Origin of the sequence: Sphingomonas yunnanensis (genome assembly GCF_019898765.1) — a bacterium.
Lineage (GTDB): Bacteria > Pseudomonadota > Alphaproteobacteria > Sphingomonadales > Sphingomonadaceae > Sphingomonas > Sphingomonas yunnanensis.
Map to the genome: position 1 here is coordinate 1 of NZ_JAIOKB010000001.1, position 20,029 is coordinate 20,029.

Here is a 20,029-nt window from a genome sequence, read left to right on the forward strand (position 1 = left end):
TGCGGCGCGACAGGTCGTCCGAGGCCTGGCGGATGTCGCTGGCGCCGTTGGTGATCCCCTCGGCGCTGGCGTTGACCGCGGTGAGCGTGCCCGCGACCGACTGCATCGCGTTGTTGAAGTCGTCCTTGAGCTTGGCGAAGGGGCCGGTCAGCTCGGCCGCGATCCGCGCGGTCAGGTCGCCGCGCGCGAGCGAGTCGAGCCCGCTGCCGACGCTGTCGACGATCAGGCGGGTCTGCTCCTGCTTGGCGCGCTCGGCGGCGACGAGCTGGTCGCGGAACGCCACCATCGAGGAGGCGAGCTCGCCCACCTCGTCGCGCCGGGGATCGACCGCGACTTCGGCGTCGAGGTCACCCGCGCCGAGCCGGCGCATCGTCGCGGTCATCGCCGTCAGCGGCGTGGCGATGCCGCGGATCAGCGAGAGCAGCATGAAAACGGTGAGCGCGAGCACCGCGACGGCGATCGCGATCGAGGCGTTGCGCGACCAGACGTAGGTGGCGGTCGCGGCGGCCATGTCCTTGTCCATCAGCTCGACTTGGATGCGCTGCATCTCGGCCGCGTCGTCGTTGGCGCGGTCGAAGACCGACTTGCTGCGACGATAGTTCGCGAGCGCCTCCTTGTTGAGGTTCTGGTGCGACAATTGCATCGTCACCCGCGACTGCGCCAGGAAGTCGGCCCAATGCTGGCGGAACGTGCGGAACGACGTGATCGCGACAGGCGCGGTGAGATTGCGGTCGAGGAAGTCCATGCTGGTATCGATCAGCGCGATGCGCTTGGTCGCGTCCTGCTCCGATGCGGCGATGCTCTCGGGTTCATCCGACAGGATGCTGGTGGCCTCGGCGACGCGATAGTCCGATGTCGCCGTGTTGATCGTGGCGATCGCGACGAGCTTATCCCGGCGGCTGCGGCCCAGCGTTTCGGCGTAGTCGTTCAATTTGCTCTGCGAGTCGATCGACATCGCCGCCATCGCGACCAAGGCGGCAGCGAGGATGCCGAAGGCGGTGAGCAGCTTGGCGCTGATCTTCATGTTCTTCATGGAAGGGACCTCAGGATGATGAGGTCAAGATAAGGCCGATCTGTTTCTAATCTGTTAGCGCAAATCGCTGTCTCAATCTGGTGTTTACCATTACGCGCTTAGCATGGTTAGTCGATGGTGAAGTCTGCCGCCCTATCCGACACCACCCGCCCTCGCCGCGGCGGCGGCTCGCGCGCGGTCAGGGGCTGAGCGGCGATGACGCGGCTCCGGCACCTGATCGAGCGGCGCCCGGTCGCGGTGGCCTGGCTGCTGCTGATCGCGATGGCGCTTCGACTGATCGTGCCCGCCGGCTTCATGCCCGCCGGTGCGGCGCGCGGTCTCACGCTGGTCGCCTGCCCCGAATGGGGTGCGGTGCCGACGATGGCGGCGCATCACGCGGCACACGAACGCACTGGCCACGGCGAGCCGCACCGCCACACCGAACCGCCCTGCGCCTTCGCCGGTCTGGGCCTGCCCACGCTCGCCGCGGGCGACTTCTCACCGCTGGCTCCTCGCATCGACGCCGTAGCGCTCGCCGCGACGGCGCACGGCCGGGCGCTCCGGCTCGCTGCGGCTGACCGCCTCCGCCCGCCCGCGCAGGCGCCGCCCGCGCCCGTCTGACCCCCGACCATCCGCCCCGCGCCCTGTGGCGCGCGGGCCTGTCAGCGGCGGCGTGCCCCTCGGCGCGCGAGCGATCGGAACCCTCATGTCTCGTCAATTTCTCTCCGCGGGCGCGGTCGTGCTCGCCTGTCTTCCCGCCGTGGCGCGCGCGCAGGACGCGCCCGACCCGACCTCAACCACCGGTGTCACGATCGGCGAGGTGGTCGTCACCGCGCGCTCGATGACCCGCTCCACCGGCGAGGTGCTCACCTCGGTCGACCTGCTCGGCGGCGACGTCGCGCAGCGACAGAACGTCGACAATGCCTGGGAGCTGTTCGCGCGGCTGCCCGGCGTCGTGCTGACCGACTTCGGCCAGGGCACCACCTCGGGGCGCTTCTCGATCCGCGGCTTCAACGGCGAGGGCGAGATCAACGCGGTCAAGCTGCTGATCGACGGCATCCCATCGAACGACAATGCCGGGCGGATGGACTTCATCGACCTGGTCTCTCCGCTGGCGATCGGCTCGGTCGAGCTGGTGCGCGGCACCTCCGACCCGCGCTGGGGGCTCCACGCCATCGCGGGCAGCGCCAATATCATCACCCGCAGCGGCGGCACCTATCTCGACACGCGGGTCAGCGCGGGCGCGTTCGGGACCGCCGAGGCGCAGCTCGCCGCCGGCGCCGAGACCGGGCGGCTCAGCCAGAACCTCGCGCTCGGCTATCGCCGCTCGGACGGCTATCGCGACCATGCCGGTTTCGACCGGTTGACCCTGTCGGGCAAGTGGCGGCTCGATCTCGGCGACGCGCAGCTCGGGCTGATCGCACGCCACAGTCGCGCCGCGGCGGACGAGCCGGGCTATCTCACCGACGCCGACGCGTACACCGTCCGGCGCCGTTCCTACCCGGTATCGGCGGGCGACGGCGGCACGCGCGAGCTCGGCCAATATGCGCTGACGCTCGACGCCGCGCCCAGCGAGCACGTCGCGCTATCGCTGAGCGGCTATGCCAACATGATCGACGACAATCGCTACGTTCGCTTCTCCGCAGGCGTGCCGCAGCAGCAGCGGCTCACCGAGGAGCAGCAATATGGCGTCGTCGGCGCGGTCCACTGGCACGCCGCGCCGTGGCTGATGGCGGAGGCGGGCGGCGACGTGCAATGGCAGCACAATATCGGTCGGCGTTGGACGACCGATAACCGCCGCGTCGTCGCCGCGACGCGTGACCAGGACATCGACCTGACCGTCGGCGGCGGTTACGTCCAGGTGGTGCTGAACCCGCTGCGCTGGCTGCGCGTGACGCCGGCGTGGCGGCTCGACCGCGTCGGCGGCGATTACGTCAACCGGCTCAACGGCCGCGGCTATCCGGTCAACGATTACGGCACGATCAGCCAGCCCAAGCTGTCGGTCGCGGTCGAGCCGATCGCCGGCGTGACCGCTTATGGCAATTACGGGCGTACCTTCCAGATCGGCGCTGGCTCTGGCGCCTTCATCGTGCCGCCGCGCGCGCGCGACCTCGCGCCCTCGATCAACGAGGGCTTTGAGGCGGGCGTGCGGCTGGCGCGCGGGCGATGGCTGACCGCGCGCGCGGCGCTGTGGCAGCAGACCGCGAGCGGCGAGCTGCGCCGCCGGCTCAACGACCCGGCGGGCGAGTTCGACAATCTCGGCGCGACGCGGCGGCGCGGCTTCGACTTCGAGGCGAGCCTCCAGGCCGGGCGCGGCTGGTCGGCCTGGGCGAGCTGGTCGCGTCAGAAAGCGTTGATCCGCGTGCCGGACCCGGCGACGCCGTCGCAGGCGGGCAACGAGATCGACCACGTGCCGCACGACGTCTACACCGCGGGGCTCGAATGGGCGCCGCGCGGTGGCCGCTGGCGCGGGTCGCTGTGGGGCAACGGTCAGTCGTCGTACGAGCTTACGCCGGCCGACGCGCAGGGGCGCTACGGCCGCTATGTGCAGCTCACCGCGGAGGCGGGCTACCAATTGACCCGCGCGGTCGAGTTGTCACTGCAACTCCGCAATCTCGCGAACGACCGCCACGAATATGTCTGGTACGACGGCGCGCAGCGGCTCCACGCGCCCGCCGACCCGCGCACGCTGGCGGGGGCGGTGCGGGCGCGGTTCTAGCGGCGGCTCGGCACGGGTAGAACCTGCGGCGCTGCGCTCAGGCGTCCGGCAGCTTCGCGCCGAGCTGGCGGGCGACGCGCGCCACCTCCTCGTCGCTGGGCGGATCGGGCAGGTTCTCGCTCGGCAGCAGCGCGTCGTCGGGGATGCCGGGCGCGCCGCTCGCCAGCGGCTCGTCGACGGCGCGGTCGTTCGCGCCGGCCGTGATCTTCTCGCTCTCGCTCATCGCTCTCTCCTCGGAACCGCGACCTCCAACCCGCGAGCGCGCGAAACGCCGCATCCGCGGCGCGAAGGAACAAGCGGCGGGCTAATCCACTTTAGTCCGACGAGCCACAGGAGAGCAGCCATGACGAAGACCCTCAAGGCCGGCGACAAGGTGAAGTGGGATACGCCGCAGGGCCAGACCAGCGGGAAAGTGGTGAAGAAGGAGACCAAGACCACGAAGGCCGGCGGCCACACCGCCAAGGCGAGCAAGGACGACCCTCAGTACCGCGTCAAGAGCGACAAGTCGGGCAAGGAAGCGGTCCACAAGCCGGACGAGCTGAAGAAGGCGTGAGGGTGAGAGCAGGCTGTGGATAGGGCGGCCTCGCGAGGCTGCAATAATCCACCGCGATCCGTCGTGTCCTACTACCGTCATCGAAGCGAAGGTCGGGATCCACCGCGCCGGAACCTCACTCGCCGGAGAATACGCGGACGAGTGTACTCCGGCCTACGCCGGGATGACGGAGCAGGTGGGCAGTTGTGAAGCCGGTTGTCGCGGACGATCAAGAACGGGCTCGCAGGCCCTCAGCGCCCCGCCATGTCCGTCAACGCTTGCCGCACCACCGGCGTCAAGCGATCGGCGATCCGCGCCACCCCGCTGGCGTTCGGATGAACCCCGTCGAGGAGCATCAGCGCCCGGTTGCCGATCACGCCGTCGAGGATGAACGGGTACAGTGGCGCGTGATGCTGCTTCGCTAGCGCAGGGTAGATGGCGTTGAACCGTCCCGCATAGTCAGGCCCGAGGTTCGGCGGCGCGAGCATGCCGGTCAGCACCACCGGAATGCGCCGCTTCTCCAACTCGTCGAGCATCGCCGCGAGATTATCGCGCGTCACTTTGGGGTCGAGCTGGCGCAGCACGTCGTTGCCGCCGAGCCCGAGCAGCACCAGGTCGGGCGCCTTGCCGAGCCGGTCGAGCGTGTAGCCGAGCCGCCGTCGGCCGTCGGAGGTCGTGTCACCCGACACGCCGGCGTTGACCAGCCGCGCGTTGATCCCCCCGGCGCGCAGCCGCGCCTGGATCGCGTCGGGCAGGCTCTGTCCGCGGCCCAGCCCATAGCCGGCGTAGAGGCTGTCGCCGAGCGCGAGTATCGTCCGCTCGGGCCCGCTCACCGGCACGGTGGCGACCGGCGCGGGCGGGGCCTCGCTGTCGTTGCCGCTGACGCGCGGCCCGTCCGGAGCAGAGTCGTCGCGCGGCGAACAGCCCGCGACCAACAGCGCGGCTTGGAGAAGCGCCGCCGGCGCCGCATATGTCAGATATGATCGCGTCACTTACGCCCTGGCTCCGCTGAATGTCGCCGCCGCATATGGTCATCGCCGCGCGCGATGTAAGGCTCACGCTCGGCGGCGCCGAGCCGGTCGAGATTCTCCGCGGGGTCGATCTCCAGGTCGCGGCGGGCGAGAGCGTGGCGCTGCTCGGCGCCTCGGGATCGGGCAAGTCGTCGCTGATGGCGGTGCTCGCCGGATTGGAGCGCGCCACCTCGGGCAGCGTCGAGGTGACGGGGCTCGACTTCGCCGCGCTCGACGAGGACTCGCTCGCGGTGGCGCGGCGCGGCCGGATCGGCATCGTGCTCCAGGCCTTCCACCTGCTGCCGACGATGACCGCGCGCGAGAACGTGATGGTGCCGCTGGAGCTGCAGGGCGCGGGTGACGCGCGCGCTCGCGCCGAGGCCGAGCTCGCGGCGGTCGGACTGGCGCACCGGCTCGACCATTACCCCGCGCAGCTCTCTGGCGGCGAGCAGCAGCGCGTCGCGATCGCGCGCGCGCTGGCACCGCGTCCCTCGCTGGTGTTCGCCGATGAGCCGACCGGCAACCTCGACGCCGCGACCGGTGCGCGCGTCGTCGACCTGCTGTTCGAGCGGCGCCACGCCAGTGACGCCAGCCTGGTCATCATCACCCACGACCCGGAGCTGGCGCGGCGCTGTGACCGGATCGTCGAACTCGCCGATGGGCGGCTGCGATGAGCGGCTGGGCGCTGGCCTGGCGGCTCGCCCGACGCGAGCTGTCGCTTCGCTTCAAGGGCCTGCGCCTGCTGCTGCTATGCCTCTTCCTCGGCGTCGGCGCGCTCGCCGCGATCGGCAGCCTGACCCAGGCGATCACCGGCGAGCTGGCCGCGCGCGGGCGGGTGCTGCTCGGCGGCGACGTCGAGGTCGCGATCTCGCAGCGGGCGGCGGATCCGGACGAGCGCGCCGCGATCGCGCGGCTCGGGCGCGTGTCCGAGACGGTGCGGATGCAGTCGATGGCCGTGGCGCGCGACGGTGCCACCGCACCGGTGCAGCTCAAGGCGGTCGACGCGGCCTATCCGCTCTACGGTCGCCTGACGCTCGCGGGGGGACAAGCGGTGCGTGTCATCGGTGCCGACACCGCCTATGTCGCGCCCGCGCTGGTCGAGCGGCTGGGCCTGCGCGTCCACGACCCCCTGCGGCTCGGCGCCGCCACCTTCCGAGTCGCCGGCGTGATCGCGGACGAGCCCGATCGGCTGAGTGAGGGCTTCAGCTTCGGCCCGGTCGTGCTGGTGTCGAGCGCTGGGCTGGCGCGGACCGGGCTGGTGCAACCCGGGAGCCTGTACGAGACCAAATACCGCGTCGCGATCGGCGCGCGCGACCCTGCCGCGACGGTGGCAAGCTTCGGCAGGCGCTTCGCCGCGGCGGGATGGGAGACGCGCACGCGCGACCGCGCCTCACCCGGCGCCAGCCGCTTCATCGCGCGCATGGGCGAGTTCCTCACGCTGGTCGGGCTCGCCGCGCTGGTGATCGCGGGGATCGGCGTCGGCAACGGCGTCTCCTCCTATCTCGAGCAGCGCCGCGCGAGCGTGGCGATGCTCAAGGTGCTCGGTGCGACGTCGGCGACGGTGACTCGGGTCTATCTCATCCAGGTGCTCGCGGTGGCGGGGGTGGGGATCGCGCTCGGTCTCGCCGCCGGGCTGGTCGCGGTGCCGCTGGTCGGCGCGCTCGCCGGCGCGGTGCTGCCGGTGGCGCCCGGCTTCGTCGTGGCCCCGCTGCCGCTCGCGCTGGCGGCGCTTTACGGGCTCCTGATCGCGCTCGCCTTCTGCGCGCCCGCGCTGGTGGCGGCGGGGCGTGTGCCCGCCGCCGCGCTGCTGCGCGGCGTTCACGACCGGCGCGCGCGCGGCGGGCGCCTCGCCGCCGCCTGGATGGTCGCGGCGGCGGCCGCGCTCGTCGCGCTGGTGCTGGCGACGAGTGAGCGGCCGCTGTTCGCCGCCGGCTTTCTCGGTGCCGCCGCGGCGACGCTGCTGCTGCTCGTTGCGCTCGGCTGCGCGGTGCGCTGGCTCGCCGCGCGTATCCCGCCGCCGCGGCGCCCGCTGCCACGGCTCGCGCTTGCCGCGCTCCACCGTCCAGGCGCGCGGACCGTGGCGCTGGTGGTGGCGCTCGGTCTCGGGCTGACCTTGTTCGTGCTGCTCGCGACGATCCGCACCAGCCTCGATGGCAATATAACCCGCAGCGTGCCCGAGCGTGCGCCCGCCTTGTTCGTGCTCGACGTGCCGCCCGAGCGCGAGCGCGACTTCCGCGCCACCGTCGCTGCGGCCTCGCCCGGCGCTGGGATCGCCACCGTTCCGCTCATGCGCGGCACGATCACCGGCTATGCCCGGACGCGCGTCGCCGATCTCGCTGTGATCCCGGAGGGTGCCTGGGCGCTGCGCGGCGAGCGCGGCCTGACCTTCGCCTCGGCGCTGCCCGCAGGCAGCACGCTCAGCGCCGGCCATTGGTGGAGCGCGGTCGAGGCGCGCCGTCCTTTGGTCTCCGTCGACGAGCGGCTGGCGCAGTCGCTCGGGCTCGAGATCGGCGACCCGCTGACGATCTCGGTGCTGGGGCTTGAGCGCACCGCCACTGTCGCCTCGTTCCGCCGCATCGCCTGGGACACGCTCGGCTTCAACTTCGTGCTGGTGTTCTCGCCCGGCGCGCTGGCCGACGTGCCGCACAATCTCGCCGCGACGATCGACATGCCCGCGGCGCGCACCGGTGCGGTGACCCGCGCGCTGCTCCCACGATTCCCCTCACTGTCGGTGATCGAGGTCGGCGGCGTGCTCGCGCAGGTACAGACCGTGGTGCGCCAGATGGCCACCGCGATCGCGGCCGCGGCGGGCGTGGCGGTGCTCGCCGGCATCGCCGTGCTGGTCGGCGCGATCGCCGCGGCGCGCGCGACGCGGACCTACGACGCGGTGGTGCTCAAGGTGCTCGGCGCGACGCGACGGCAGGTGCTGGTGATGCAGCTGCTCGAATATGCGCTGCTGGCGCTGGTGGCGGCGGCGGTGGCGCTGCTGCTCGGGGTAGCGGGCGGCTGGTATGTGGTTACCCAGCTGTTCGGTTTCGATTGGCTGCCTGACTGGGGTGCGGTGACGGCGACCCTGCTGGTCGGCGTCGCGGCGACCGTGGTGATCGGCGTGGCGGGCAGCCTGCCGGTGCTGCGTGCCCGACCAGCGGCGGCGCTCCGCGAGCTGTGAGGAGCAACGCGTCGACGTGACGATATCGCGACGCTGAGCGTGGCTCATCATATCCCTGAATGATGCGGTTGATCCACATAGGCCTGACGCGCGTTAGGATCCTGTTGAGTCGACAGGGACTTGGACGCTGCGCCCGGGAGGGCAGGAAGAGGGATGCCGGCGATGTCGGACACAGCAGAATTCGCGCTCTCGCGCCGCGGGGTGCTCGCCGGGAGCGCCGCCAGCGCGGTCGCCGCGGCGGCACCGGCTGAAACGATGCCGCAGCGGACGCCTTCGGGTGCCACCCCGACGATGCCGGTGCGCCTCACCGTCAACGGCGAGAAGCGCGAGTTGGCGCTCGACCCGCGCACTACGCTGCTCGACGCGCTGCGCGAGCATCTCCACCTCACCGGCACCAAGAAGGGCTGCGACCACGGCCAGTGCGGCGCCTGCACCGTGATCGTCGAGGGGCGGCGGATCAACTCCTGCCTCAGCCTCGCGCTGCAGCACGACGGCGACGAGATCACCACGATCGAGGGGCTGGGCACGCCCGACAAGCTCCACCCGATGCAGGCCGCCTTCGTGAAGCACGACGGCTATCAGTGCGGCTATTGCACGCCCGGACAGATCTGTTCGGCGGTGGCGGTGCTCGACGAGATCAAGCGCGACGTGCCCAGCCACGTCCAGGGTGACCTCACCGCCAAGGCACGCTTCAGCAACATGGAGCTGCGCGAGCGCATGAGCGGCAACATCTGCCGCTGCGGCGCCTATTCGAACATCGCGGAGGCCGTCGCCGACGTCGCGGGAGAGCGCGCATGAGGAGCTTCACCTACGAGCGCGCCACCGACGCGGTCGCCGCGGCACGCGCGGTGGCGCAGCGGCCGGGCGCCAAGTTCCTCGCGGGCGGTACCAACCTGCTCGACCTGATGAAGCTGGAGATCGAGACGCCGACGCACCTCGTCGACGTGCAGGACCTCGGCTTCGACAAGATCGAGAAGACCGCGGAAGGCGGCCTCCGCATCGGCGCGCTGGTGACCAACACCGACCTCGCCGCCGACGCGCGCGTGCGGCGCGACTATGGCGTGCTCAGCCGCGCCATCCTGGCGGGTGCCTCGGGCCAGCTGCGCAACAAGGCCTCGACCGCGGGCAACCTGCTCCAGCGCACGCGCTGCCCCTATTTCTACGACACCAACATGGCGTGCAACAAGCGCAAGCCCGGTGACGGCTGCGCCGCGATCGGCGGCTATTCGCGCCAACTCGGCGTCATCGGCGTGAGCTCGTCGTGCATCGCCACCTTCCCCGGCGACATGGCGGTGGCGATGCGCGTGCTCGACGCGGTGGTCGAGACGGTCGACGCCGACGGCCAGCGCCGCAGCATCCCGTTCGCCGACTTCCACCGGCTGTGGGGTAACCATCCCGAGCAGGACACGACGCTGCGCCCGGGCGAGCTGATCACCGCCGTGGTCCTGCCCAGGCCGCTCGGCGGTCAGCATTTCTACGAGAAGGTGCGCGACCGCGCCTCCTACGCCTACGCGCTGGTGTCGGTCGCGGCGGTGATCCAGCGCGACGGCACCGGCCGGGTGGCGTTCGGCGGCGTCGCGCCCAAGCCGTGGCGGGTCGAGGCGGCGGAGGCGCTTCTGCCGCAGGGCGCAGCGGCGGTCACCGCGCGTGCGTTCCAGGGCGCCACGCCGACCAAGGACAACGCGTTCAAGCTGCCGCTGGCGACTCGCGCGCTCGCCGCGGTGCTCGACCAGGCTGGCTCGCCTGCGCAGAAGAAGGGTTGAGGCCATGAAGTTCGATACGCCAGCCGGCACCAACCCCATCGACGCCATGAAGGTGGTCGGCCGCGCGCACGACCGCGTCGACGGCCCGCTCAAGACGAGCGGCCGCGCGCCCTACGCCTATGAGCATCACGAGGTCGCCGCCGATCAGGCCTATGGCTATGTCGTCGGCGCGGCAGTGGCCAAGGGTCGTATCCGTACGCTGGACACCGCCGCTGCCAAGGCGGCACCCGGCGTCATCGCGGTGGTGACCGCCGCCGACGCGGGCAAGCTCGGCAAGGGCAAGTACAATACGGTCAAGCTGTTCGGCGGTCCGGAGGTCGACCATTACCACCAGGCGATCGCGCTGGTGGTGGCGGAGACGTTCGAGCAGGCGCGCGCCGCCGCCGCGCTGGTCCGCGTCGACTATGCGCGCACCGCCGGCCGCTACGATCTCGACAGCGCACTCAAGACCGCGCCGCTGACCGGCGGCGACAGCGACGAGGGCAGCGGCGCGCCGCCGGTGGATCGCACCGGCGCGTTCGAGCAGGCCTTCGCCGCGGCACCGGTCAAGCTCGACCAGCGCTACACGACGCCGGATCACAGCCACGCGATGATGGAGCCGTTCGCCTCGCTCGCGATGTGGGAGGGCGACTCGCTGACGGTGTGGACCTCCAACCAGATGATCGACTGGGGGCGGGGCGATCTCGCGACCACGCTCAACCTGCCCAAGGAGAAGGTGCGGTTGATCTCGCCCTATGTCGGCGGCGGTTTCGGCGGGAAGCTGTTCCTGCGCGCCGACGCGGTGCTGGCGGCGCTCGGCGCGCGTGCGGCGGGGCGGCCGGTCAAGGTGGCGCTCACCCGCCCGCAGATGGCGAACAACGCCACCCACCGCCCGGCGACGCGCCAGCGCATCCGCATCGGCGCGACGCCCGACGGCACGATCACCGCCATCGCGCACGAGAGCGGCTCCGGTGACCAGCCCGGTGGCGGCCCCGAGACCGCGGTCAACCAGACCAAGCTGCTGTACGCCGGCAAGAACCGGCTGACCGCGATGCGACTGGCGGTGCTCGACCTGCCCGAGGGCAACGCGATGCGCGCGCCGGGAGAGGCGCCGGGCATGATGGCGCTGGAAATCGCGATCGACGAGATGGCCGAGCAGCTCAAGCTCGATCCGGTCGACTTCCGCATCCGCAACGACACGATGGTCGATCCCGAGAAGGCCGAGCGGCGCTTCTCGGAGCGCCAGCTGGTGCGCTGCCTGCGGGAGGGCGCGCAGCGGTTCGGCTGGTCGCGGCGCACCGCCACGCCCGCGCAGGTGCGCGACGGGCGCTGGCTGGTGGGGATGGGGGTGGCCTCGGCCTTCCGCAACCACATCAACTATCCCTCGGGTGCGCGCGTGCGGCTCGGGCGCGACGGGCGCGTGACGGTCGAGACCGACATGACCGACATCGGCACCGGCAGCTACACGATCATCGCGCAGACCGCGGCCGAGATGATGGGGGTGCCGATGGAGCAGGTCACGGTGAGGCTCGGCGACTCGGCCTTCCCGGTGTCGGCCGGGTCGGGCGGACAGTTCGGCGCGGCCAACGCCACCGCGGGCGTCTATGCCGCCTGCGTCAAGTTGCGCGAGGCGGTGGCGCAGCGTGTTGGGGTCAACTCGGCCGACGCGCGCTTCGCCGGTGGCAAGGTCGTCTCGGGCAACCGCTCGGTGGCGCTCGCCGAGGCAGCGGCGGAGGGCGAGCTGACCGGCGAGGACAAGATCGAATATGGCGGGCTCGACAAGAGCTGGCAGCTCTCGACCTTCGGTGCGCATTTCGTCGAGGTCGGCGTCGACTCCTACACCGGCGCGACCCGGCTGCGGCGCATGCTGGCGGTGTGCGCGGCGGGACGGATCATCAATCCCAAGTCGGCGCGCAGCCAGGTGATCGGGGCGATGACGATGGGTGTCGGCTCGGCGCTGATGGAGGAGCTGGCGGTCGACACGCGCTTCGGCCTGTTCATCAACCACGACCTCGCCACCTATGAGGTGCCGGTCCACGCCGATATCCCGCACCAGGACGTCCTCTTCCTAGACGAGGCGGACGACAAGGCGAACCCGATGAAGGCGAAGGGAGTCGGCGAGCTCGGCCTCTGCGGGGTCGGTGCCGCGGTGGCCAACGCGATCTACAACGCCACCGGCGTGCGCGTGCGTGACTATCCGGTCACACTCGACAAACATCTGTCGCAGCTGCCCGCGCTCGTCTGAGCCGCAGCACTGCTGGCCAATGACGCGTCCGCTCGGGAGAGCGGGCGCGTTCTCGCGTGAGGCCCCCACGGCGTCGCTTCCCTCCAGCCATCAAGTGGCTGGATTTCCTTGCGCTTCCGCTGAAACGACCCTGAAAACGCGCAGTAGCAGTGAAGAAGAATAAAAGAATTGAATGTATTAATTACCTTCTCACCTGTGTTTGATCTGATCAATCGGGCGCGACATTATACCGTCGGCTGAGTTGACAGCGGCGTGGTACTTGATAGCGTTATCACATCTGGTGACCCCACAGGGGCGCCGGTCGTGCCTGCGGAAGGTTCCGCAGCAGCGCCTTAGGGGGGGATGATGAAGCGCCTTAACGTCTTGTCGAAGCTTGCTCTGTCCACGTCGCTCGGGGCGCTGGCGATCGCCGCCGCACCCGCATTCGCGCAGACCACCGGCGGCGAACCGTCGGCGACCAACGCCCAGCCCGGCGGCGGCCAGGCTGTCGACAGCGACACCGCCCGGTCGGGTACCGTCGCGGACCAGGAAAATGGCGCGGTCGACGACATCGTCGTCACCGGCGTCCGCGCCAGCCTCGATCGCGCCATCGCGATCAAGCGCGACTCGCCGGGCGTCGTCGACGCGATCTCGGCCGAGGACATCGGCAAGTTCCCCGACACCAACCTCGCCGAGTCGCTGCAGCGCATCACCGGCGTGTCGATCAACCGCGTCAACGGCGAGGGCTCGCAGGTCTCGGTCCGCGGTTTCTCGGGCGGCTTCAACCTTGTCACCATCAACGGCCGCCAGCTGCCCGCGACCAACATCGACACCAGCGGCGGCAATCTGTTCGCGCGCGGCGCGGGGCGCTCGTTCGACTTCCAGAACATCGCCTCGGAGGGCGTCAGCGGACTGGAGGTCTATAAGACCGGCCGCGCCTCGGTGCCAACCGGCGGTATCGGCGCGACGATCAACATCAACACGCGCAAGCCGCTCGACTCGCGCGAGACCGGCGTGACCGGTTCGATCGGCGCCAAGGCGCTGTATGACACCTCGGTGGAGAAGGCGGTCGGCGACAAGCACCGCGTCACGCCCGAGGTCTCGGGCCTGCTCAACTACAAGAACGAGGAGGGCACGTTCGGCGCCGCGGTATTCGGCAGCTACCAGCTGCGCTACTCGGCGTCGGCCCAGTCCAACCCGAACTATTGGAACGTCATCCCGACCGCGGACTTCTTCAACCCGGGCACGTACATCAATTCGACCACGGTGCTGGACGGCAACAAGCCGACCGCGCCCTACGTTCTGGTGCCGAACGACAGCCGCTATCAGTTCTCCGAGAATCGTCGCGAGCGCATCAACTTCCAGGGCGTGCTGCAATTCCGCCCGACCGACACGCTGGAGTTCACCCTCGACAGCCTGTTCGCGCAGAACCGCCTGCGCGAGCAGCGCAGCGAGCAGACCAACTGGTTCAACCGCCCGTTCAGCGAGGTCCGGTTCGACGACAACCCGAACATGGCGACCGCGATCTTCCTGCGCGACTATCTGCCGACCAGCCCGAAGGACGAGGGCTTCGAGCAGCAGCAGGCGGCCACCAAGGCGCGGCTCGCCTCGGTCGGCCTCAACGTGAAGTGGGACTTCGCGCCCAACTTCACGCTGACGCTCGACGGCCATCACTCCGAGTCCAAGTCGTCGCCCGACAATCCCAACGGTACCACCGCGACCACGGTCGCGCTCGGCGCGCCGGTGATCGCGGGCCACTCGCTCGACTTCAGCACCGGCTTCCCGCAGCAGGCGCAGATCATCAACGACTGCTATCGTGCCACGCCCACGGCCGCGCCGAAGGGCAATTGCAACGGCGTGCTCGACATCGGTGACCTGGGCGCCGCCCCGGCGCGCACGATCATCTCCCGCCAGACGCAGCGCATCGACCAGATCCAGGCGCGGCTCGGCTGGGATCTCGGCGGCGGCAGCCGCTTCGACGCGGGCGGTTCGTACACCGACTCGAAGATGCACTCGACCCAGTCGCAGACTCAGCAGACGCTGGGCGACTGGGGCCTGCAGAACCCAGGTATCATCCAGCAGCTGGCGCCCGAGCTGGTCCAGCAATATTGCCTGACCTGCAAGTTCGACCACTTCAACCCGGCGTCCGAGGGGTCGTCGTTGATCGCCTTCCGCGGCAACGCCATCGATCTCTACAACGTGCTGAGCCCCTATTACTCCGGGCTGGGTCAGCCGCCGGTGCCGTCGGCGCCCGCGGACGACACGGTGCAGGAGAAGATCTGGGCGGTGTTCGGCCAGTTCACCTGGAACGGCGAGGTCGCCAACCGTCCGGCCAACCTCGTGATCGGCGCGCGCTACGAGCAGACCCGCGTCGTCTCGGACGCGGTGCAGACGTACAACAACATCGTCTGGACCGCCGACAACGACTTCCGCGGCGACGCCAGCGGCGTGTTCACCGCGATCCGTCAGCGCGGCAAATATGAGAACCTGCTGCCCGCGGTCGACTTCAGCATCGAGCCGATCACGAACGTCAAGGCGCGTGTGTCGTTCAGCCGCACGCTGGCGCGGCCCGATTACGGCAACCTGTTCGCCACCGCCTCGGCTGGCGCGCCGGGTCGCCCGACGCTGCTCGGCGGCATCCCGACCGGCAGCACCGGCAACGCCAACCTGCTGCCGCTCCTGTCGGACAACTTCGATGTCTCGCTGGAATGGTATTACAAGCCCTCGAGCTTCGTCTCGATCGGCTTCTTCGACAAGCGTGTCGCCAATTTCCTCGGCACCGGCGTGATCAACCAGAACCTGTTCGGTCTGCGCGATCCCAGCTCGGGGGCGGCGGGCTCGCGCTCGGGCACCGCGGCGGCGTTCCTCCGCTCCAGCGGCTATGACCTGAGCGACGTCAATCTGTTCACCTATACGGCGCTGCTGGTGCAGAACGGTGGTAACCAGGCGGCGGCGACCTCGCAGTTCAACGCCAACTATGTCGCCGGCCGTGGCCTGCAGCAGACCTTCGTCGACCAGGTGCTGTCGCAGATCGACGTCTCGTCCGACGCCAACGATCCGCTGTTCAACTTCTCGGTGTCGCAGCCGATCAACAACCGCGAGGGCAAGATCCACGGCTTCGAGCTGGCGTGGACCAACTTCTTCGGCAACACCGGCTTCGGCTTCGCCGGCTCGTTCACCAAGGTGAGCGGCGACGTGAACGTCGACCCGTATGCCGACCCGACGGTCAACATCTTCGCGCTGACCGGCCTGGGCAACAGCGCCAACGCCACCGCGATCTACGACAAGAACGGCATCTCGGCGCGCGTCGCCTATAACTGGCGCGACAAGTACCTCGCTGCCACCAACCAGGGCGGCAACCGCAACCCGCTGTTCGTGGCACCGTTCGGCACCGTCGACGTCAACATCAGCTACGACGTCAACGACACGATCGCGGTGACGCTCGAGGGGATCAACCTGACCAGCGAGAGCGTCAAGACCTACGGCCGCACCGAGCGGAACCTGGTGCTGGCGCAGGAACTCAAGCCGCGCTTCCTGCTGGGCGCTCGCTACAAGTTCTGAGCCTGAGGGGAGGGGGCTGCCGGTGGTGGCGGCCCCCTTATCTTCCTTGGGGAACGACAGCCTTCCCCGGTTTTTCCGTCATCCTAAACTAGTTTCAGGATCCATCGTGCCGCGAGAGCCTCTCCGCTCGGATGGGCCGCACGGTGGATCCCGAGACGAGTTCGGGATGATGGAGGTTTGACGTCAGCACGACGGTGCAAATCGTCGCTTTCGCGCCGGAACGCTCTGGTGCACAACGCTCGCGGAGAGGGTGGCGCCGCCGCGTCGAGAGAGTCGCATGAAACGAGTCCTGCTTAACAACGTCGACCATGCCGACCTGCGCGTGGCGCCGCGCACCGGCGCCGAGTTCGGCGACCGTGCCAACCAGCTGCCGATCTACCCCGCCGAGTTCGAGCAGGCGCAGCGTGATTTCCCGATCCTGTTCCGCCGCGACGGCGAGTCGATCGACGCGGTCGTCCTGCTCGGCCTCGACTCGGACGAGAACCTCTTTCTCGACGAGCAGGGCTGGACCAGCCGCTACGTGCCCGCGATGCAGCGTCGCGGTCCCTTCTCGATCGCGCTGGCGCGCGACGGGGCGAGCGGGGAGGCGGGCGAGCCGATGGTCCACGTCGACCTCGACGACCCGCGCGTGGGTGACCACGCGGGCCTGCCGCTCTTCCTGCCGCATGGGGGCGACGCGCCGTATCTTCAGCATGTCTCGGCGGCGCTGCGCACGATCTACGAGGGCGCGCAGCAGGCGCGCGCGATCAACGCCCAGCTCGCCGCGGCGGGACTGTTGCGCGAGGTGGTGCTCGAGATCGATCTCGGCGACGAGGGCGGCTACAACGTGCCCGGCGTGCTCGCGGTCGACGAGGGTGCGCTCGCCGCGCTGCCCGACGCCGAGTTGGCGCGGCTGCATCGTGCCGGGCTGCTGCGGCTCGCGACCATGGCGGTGGCGTCGCTGGCGAATGTGTCGCGGCTGATCGAGCTCAAGAACAAGCGACGGGCGGCGGCGTGACCGCGCCGATCACCGATCGGCGCGCGCGTGAGATCGCGGCGAACGATCCGGCAGCGCGCGACCTCGCGGCGCTGGTGGCCGCGGGCGAGCCGGTGGTGGTGCGCGGGCTGGTCGCCGACTGGCCCCTGGTCGCGGCGGGACGCCTAGGCCCGCGCGCGCTCGCCGACTATCTGCTCGATTTCTACAACGGCCATCCGGTGGTGGGTTATACCGCGCGTGCCGAGCTGGGCGGCCGCTATTTCTACGACGCCGAGGTGACCCGGCTCGACTTCGAGGGCGAGCGCGTGCGCCTCGACGATTATCTCGCGCGCCTGCTCGAGATGCTCGACCGCGACGACGCCGAGTCCTTCTACGTCGGCTCGACCGACCTCGACCTGTTCTTCCCCGGCCTGACGGAGGCCAACTCGCTGCCCGAGGCGGGCTTCGACCGCGCGCTGCGGAGCATCTGGATCGGCAACCGCACCACCGCGGTAGCGCACCACGATATGTCGAACAACGTCGCTGTGGTCGGCGCGGGGCGCCGCCGCTTCACCTTGTTCCCGCCCGGCCAGGTCGCCAACCTCTACCCCGGACCGCTCGCGCCGACGCCGGGCGGGCAGGTCGTCTCCATGGTCGACTTCCGCGAGCCCGATCTCGCCCGCTACCCGCGTTTCGCCGAGGCGATCGCGGCGGCGCGGGTGGCCGAGCTCGAGCCGGGCGACGCGGTGGTCTATCCCGCGCTGTGGTGGCACCAGGTCGAGGCGCTGGACTCGTTCAACGTGCTCGTCAATTATTGGTGGAACGAGGCGCCGGCGTTCATGGACACGCCGATGAACACGCTGCTCCACGCCTTGCTCAGCCTGCGTGACCGCCCCGCGGGAGAGAAGGAAGCGTGGCGCGCGATGTTCGACTATTATGTCTTCGGCGACGCCGACCTCCCGGCGGCGCACCTGCCCGCGCACGCGCGCGGCGCGCTGGCCCGGCTCGACGAGCTCGGCGCGCGGCGCCTGCGCGCCGAGCTGCTGCGGAAGCTCAACCGGTGAGGCCGGTGCGCCGCGTCGTCGTCGCCGGGGGCGGCACCGCGGGCTGGCTCGCCGCCGCGATCCTGACGCGCCAGCTCGGCGCGCTCGTCGAGGTGACGTTGGTCGAATCGGAGGAGATCGGCACCGTCGGCGTCGGCGAGTCGACGATCCCGACGGTGCGCGCCTTCCACCAGCTCATCGGCATCGACGAGCAGGAGTTCGTCCGCGCCACTGGCGCCAGCTACAAGCTCGGCATCTCGTTCGAGGGCTGGTCGCGGCCCGGCGAGCGCTACCTCCACTCCTTCGGCACGCTGGGCCGATCGACCTGGATGGCGGATTTCCACCATTTCTGGCTGGAGGCACGCGCGCAGGGCGTCGCGGAGGAGATCGGGGCCTATTGCGTCGAGCATGAGGCCGCGCGCGCGGGGCGCTTCGCCGGACCGCCTGCGGCCTCGCTCAACTACGCCTTCCACTTCGATGCCGCGCGCTACGCGCGCTACCTGCGCGAGCGCTGTGAGCGCGACGGTCTCGTTCGCGTCGAGGGGCGGATCGATCGCGCCGAGCGTGACGCCAGCGGCGATATCGCCGCGCTGGTGATGGCCGACGGGCGCCGGATCGAGGGCGACTTCTTCCTCGACTGCACCGGCTTCCGCGCGCTGCTGATCGGCGAGACGCTCGGCGTCGGCTATGAGGACTGGACCGACTGGCTGCCATGCGACCGCGCCGTCGCGGTGCAGACCGCCGCGACCGGACCCGCGGCCCCCTACACGCGCGCGATCGCGCACGATGCCGGCTGGCAGTGGCGCATCCCGCTGCAGCACCGCCTCGGCAACGGCATCGTCTACAGCAGCGCCTATCTCTCCGACGATGCGGCGCGCGCGCGGCTGCTCGACACGGTCGAGGGCGAGGTCTTGATCGAGCCGCGGCTGATCCGCTTCCGCACCGGCCGACGCGAGCGCGCGTGGGAGCGCAACTGCGTCGCGCTGAGTCTCGCCGGGGGCTTCGTCGAGCCGCTCGAGTCGACCAGCATCCACCTGATCATGATCGCGCTGACTCGGCTGCTCCAGCTCTTCCCCTACGACGGGGTGACCGAATCGCTCGCGGCGCGCTTCAACGACATGGCGCGCCGCGAGATCGAGGGCGTGCGCGACTTCATCATCCTCCACTATCACGTCAACCAGCGCGACGAGCCGTTCTGGCAGCGGCTGCGCGACATGCCGCTGCCCGACAGCCTGACGGCGCGGCTGGCGCTGTTCCGCGAGGGCGCGCAGGCCTTTCAGGCGAGCGACGAGCTGTTCACCGTGACGTCCTGGGTCCAGGTGCTGCTCGGTCAGCGGCTCATGCCCGAGGCGCACAACCGCGTCGCGCGCATGATGCCGCCGGGCCGCCTGGCCGCGACGCTCGCGGAACTCGGCCGCGACGTGACACGCCAGGTGGCGGCGCTGCCGACGCACCAGCAGTATCTCGATCGGCTCGTGGCGCCATCGCCGGCGATGAGCGTGCGCTTGGGCGGGGCGCGCTGAGCGAGGCAGCTCCTCCTCGCACTGGTGGGTGACAGGAGAGGCGGGCACGGGCATAGCTGTGGCATGTCGCGCTGCGCCCCCCGGCCGCGCGTGATCCCGCGCGCGCTGCGCCGCTGGCCGGCCTGGTCGCGCTGGCTCGTCGCGCGCGTGCGCTCGATCGCGGCGTAACGCTGACATAGCTGGAAGGAGAGGGCGGAAACCCCGCCACCGCCGGCGCTGATCGCGAACCCGCAGGTCGCACGATCCGCCGCTGGTGACCCCTACGGGAGAAATCGCCATCGTCGGAAAACGGCGGAAATCCGCGGATTCTAAAATGGCGTCCCTACGGCTTCTATACCTGGGGGCCCCACTGATCCTTATACCAGCGACACGTCCGCATCGCGGCGGCGCCACGACGGAACGGCCGTACATTTTCTGGATGGATGAGTCATCCAGAAACGGCCGATCCCCGAAACGTCAGTCGCAGCCGCTTGGCCTTTCCCACGACGGCATTGCGGCTGACGCCGCCTACCTGCGTGCCGCACAGCTATTCGTCTTTA

General features: G+C 70.1%; 16 protein-coding genes. 12 read left to right on the forward strand and 4 right to left on the reverse strand.

The features are described 5' to 3' along the window. On the reverse strand, positions 1-1,033 hold a 1,033-nt coding region (locus K7957_RS00005; protein WP_223009984.1), incomplete at its 3' end, for a methyl-accepting chemotaxis protein. Positions 1,034-1,228: 195 nt separating this feature from the next. On the opposite strand from K7957_RS00005, the gene K7957_RS00010 reads away from it, so the two are divergent. Then, positions 1,229-1,633, forward strand: coding sequence for a hypothetical protein (locus K7957_RS00010; RefSeq protein WP_223009985.1), 405 nt, complete (start codon positions 1,229-1,231; stop codon positions 1,631-1,633). An 85-nt stretch (positions 1,634-1,718) separates the two neighbouring features. Further along, complete coding sequence (locus K7957_RS00015; RefSeq protein WP_223009986.1) at positions 1,719-3,731, forward strand: TonB-dependent receptor; 2,013 nt, start codon at positions 1,719-1,721, stop codon at positions 3,729-3,731. Positions 3,732-3,768: 37 nt separating this feature from the next. Here the strand turns inward: K7957_RS00015 and K7957_RS00020 are convergent, their stop codons facing one another. After that, positions 3,769-3,954: a hypothetical protein gene (locus K7957_RS00020; protein ID WP_223009987.1), complete on the reverse strand. Its 186-nt coding sequence runs from the start codon at positions 3,952-3,954 to the stop codon at positions 3,769-3,771. A gap of 120 nt (positions 3,955-4,074) precedes the next feature. Here K7957_RS00020 and K7957_RS00025 point away from each other — a divergent pair, with 120 nt between their 5' ends. After that, complete coding sequence (locus tag K7957_RS00025; protein WP_183919502.1) at positions 4,075-4,284, forward strand: hypervirulence associated TUDOR domain-containing protein; 210 nt, start codon at positions 4,075-4,077, stop codon at positions 4,282-4,284. A gap of 230 nt (positions 4,285-4,514) precedes the next feature. On the opposite strand, the gene K7957_RS00030 is transcribed toward K7957_RS00025, so the two are convergent. Beyond that, positions 4,515-5,255: an arylesterase gene (locus K7957_RS00030; RefSeq protein ID WP_343228246.1), complete on the reverse strand. Its 741-nt coding sequence runs from the start codon at positions 5,253-5,255 to the stop codon at positions 4,515-4,517. Between the two features lie 20 nt (positions 5,256-5,275). On the opposite strand from K7957_RS00030, the gene K7957_RS00035 reads away from it, so the two are divergent. From K7957_RS00035 to K7957_RS00075, 9 genes are all read left to right on the forward strand, one after another. After that, complete coding sequence (locus K7957_RS00035) at positions 5,276-5,947, forward strand: ABC transporter ATP-binding protein (RefSeq protein ID WP_246616583.1); 672 nt, start codon at positions 5,276-5,278, stop codon at positions 5,945-5,947. Further along, the gene (locus tag K7957_RS00040; RefSeq protein WP_223009988.1) at positions 5,944-8,442 is read left to right on the forward strand and encodes an ABC transporter permease; all 2,499 of its coding nucleotides are present in this window, start codon (positions 5,944-5,946) and stop codon (positions 8,440-8,442) included. The genes K7957_RS00035 and K7957_RS00040 overlap by 4 nt, the downstream gene beginning before the upstream one ends. Before the next feature lie 162 nt (positions 8,443-8,604). Then, positions 8,605-9,240, forward strand: a complete 636-nt coding sequence (paoA, locus tag K7957_RS00045; protein ID WP_223009989.1) for an aldehyde dehydrogenase iron-sulfur subunit PaoA — start codon at positions 8,605-8,607, stop codon at positions 9,238-9,240. Then, positions 9,237-10,205 (forward strand): FAD binding domain-containing protein, encoded by a 969-nt coding sequence (locus K7957_RS00050; protein ID WP_223009990.1) that lies wholly within the window; start codon positions 9,237-9,239, stop codon positions 10,203-10,205. The genes paoA and K7957_RS00050 overlap by 4 nt, the downstream gene beginning before the upstream one ends. Before the next feature lie 4 nt (positions 10,206-10,209). Next, the gene (paoC, locus tag K7957_RS00055) at positions 10,210-12,429 is read left to right on the forward strand and encodes an aldehyde oxidoreductase molybdenum-binding subunit PaoC (protein ID WP_223009991.1); all 2,220 of its coding nucleotides are present in this window, start codon (positions 10,210-10,212) and stop codon (positions 12,427-12,429) included. A 345-nt stretch (positions 12,430-12,774) separates the two neighbouring features. Next, positions 12,775-15,969 (forward strand): TonB-dependent receptor, encoded by a 3,195-nt coding sequence (locus tag K7957_RS00060; protein ID WP_246616584.1) that lies wholly within the window; start codon positions 12,775-12,777, stop codon positions 15,967-15,969. Positions 15,970-16,246: 277 nt separating this feature from the next. Further along, the gene (locus tag K7957_RS00065) at positions 16,247-16,966 is read left to right on the forward strand and encodes a SapC family protein (protein ID WP_223009993.1); all 720 of its coding nucleotides are present in this window, start codon (positions 16,247-16,249) and stop codon (positions 16,964-16,966) included. Beyond that, a complete protein-coding gene (locus tag K7957_RS00070; protein WP_343228247.1) occupies positions 16,963-17,988 on the forward strand; it encodes a cupin-like domain-containing protein in 1,026 nt (341 codons plus the stop codon). Before K7957_RS00065 ends, K7957_RS00070 begins: the two co-directional genes overlap by 4 nt. Continuing rightward, positions 17,985-19,490 (forward strand): tryptophan halogenase family protein, encoded by a 1,506-nt coding sequence (locus K7957_RS00075; RefSeq protein ID WP_223009994.1) that lies wholly within the window; start codon positions 17,985-17,987, stop codon positions 19,488-19,490. Before K7957_RS00070 ends, K7957_RS00075 begins: the two co-directional genes overlap by 4 nt. 427 nt (positions 19,491-19,917) lie before the next feature. Here K7957_RS00075 and K7957_RS20720 read toward each other — a convergent pair whose 3' ends face one another. Continuing rightward, a complete protein-coding gene (locus tag K7957_RS20720) occupies positions 19,918-20,016 on the reverse strand; it encodes a GcrA family cell cycle regulator (protein WP_223011036.1) in 99 nt (32 codons plus the stop codon). Between the last annotated feature and the right edge of the window lie 13 nt (positions 20,017-20,029).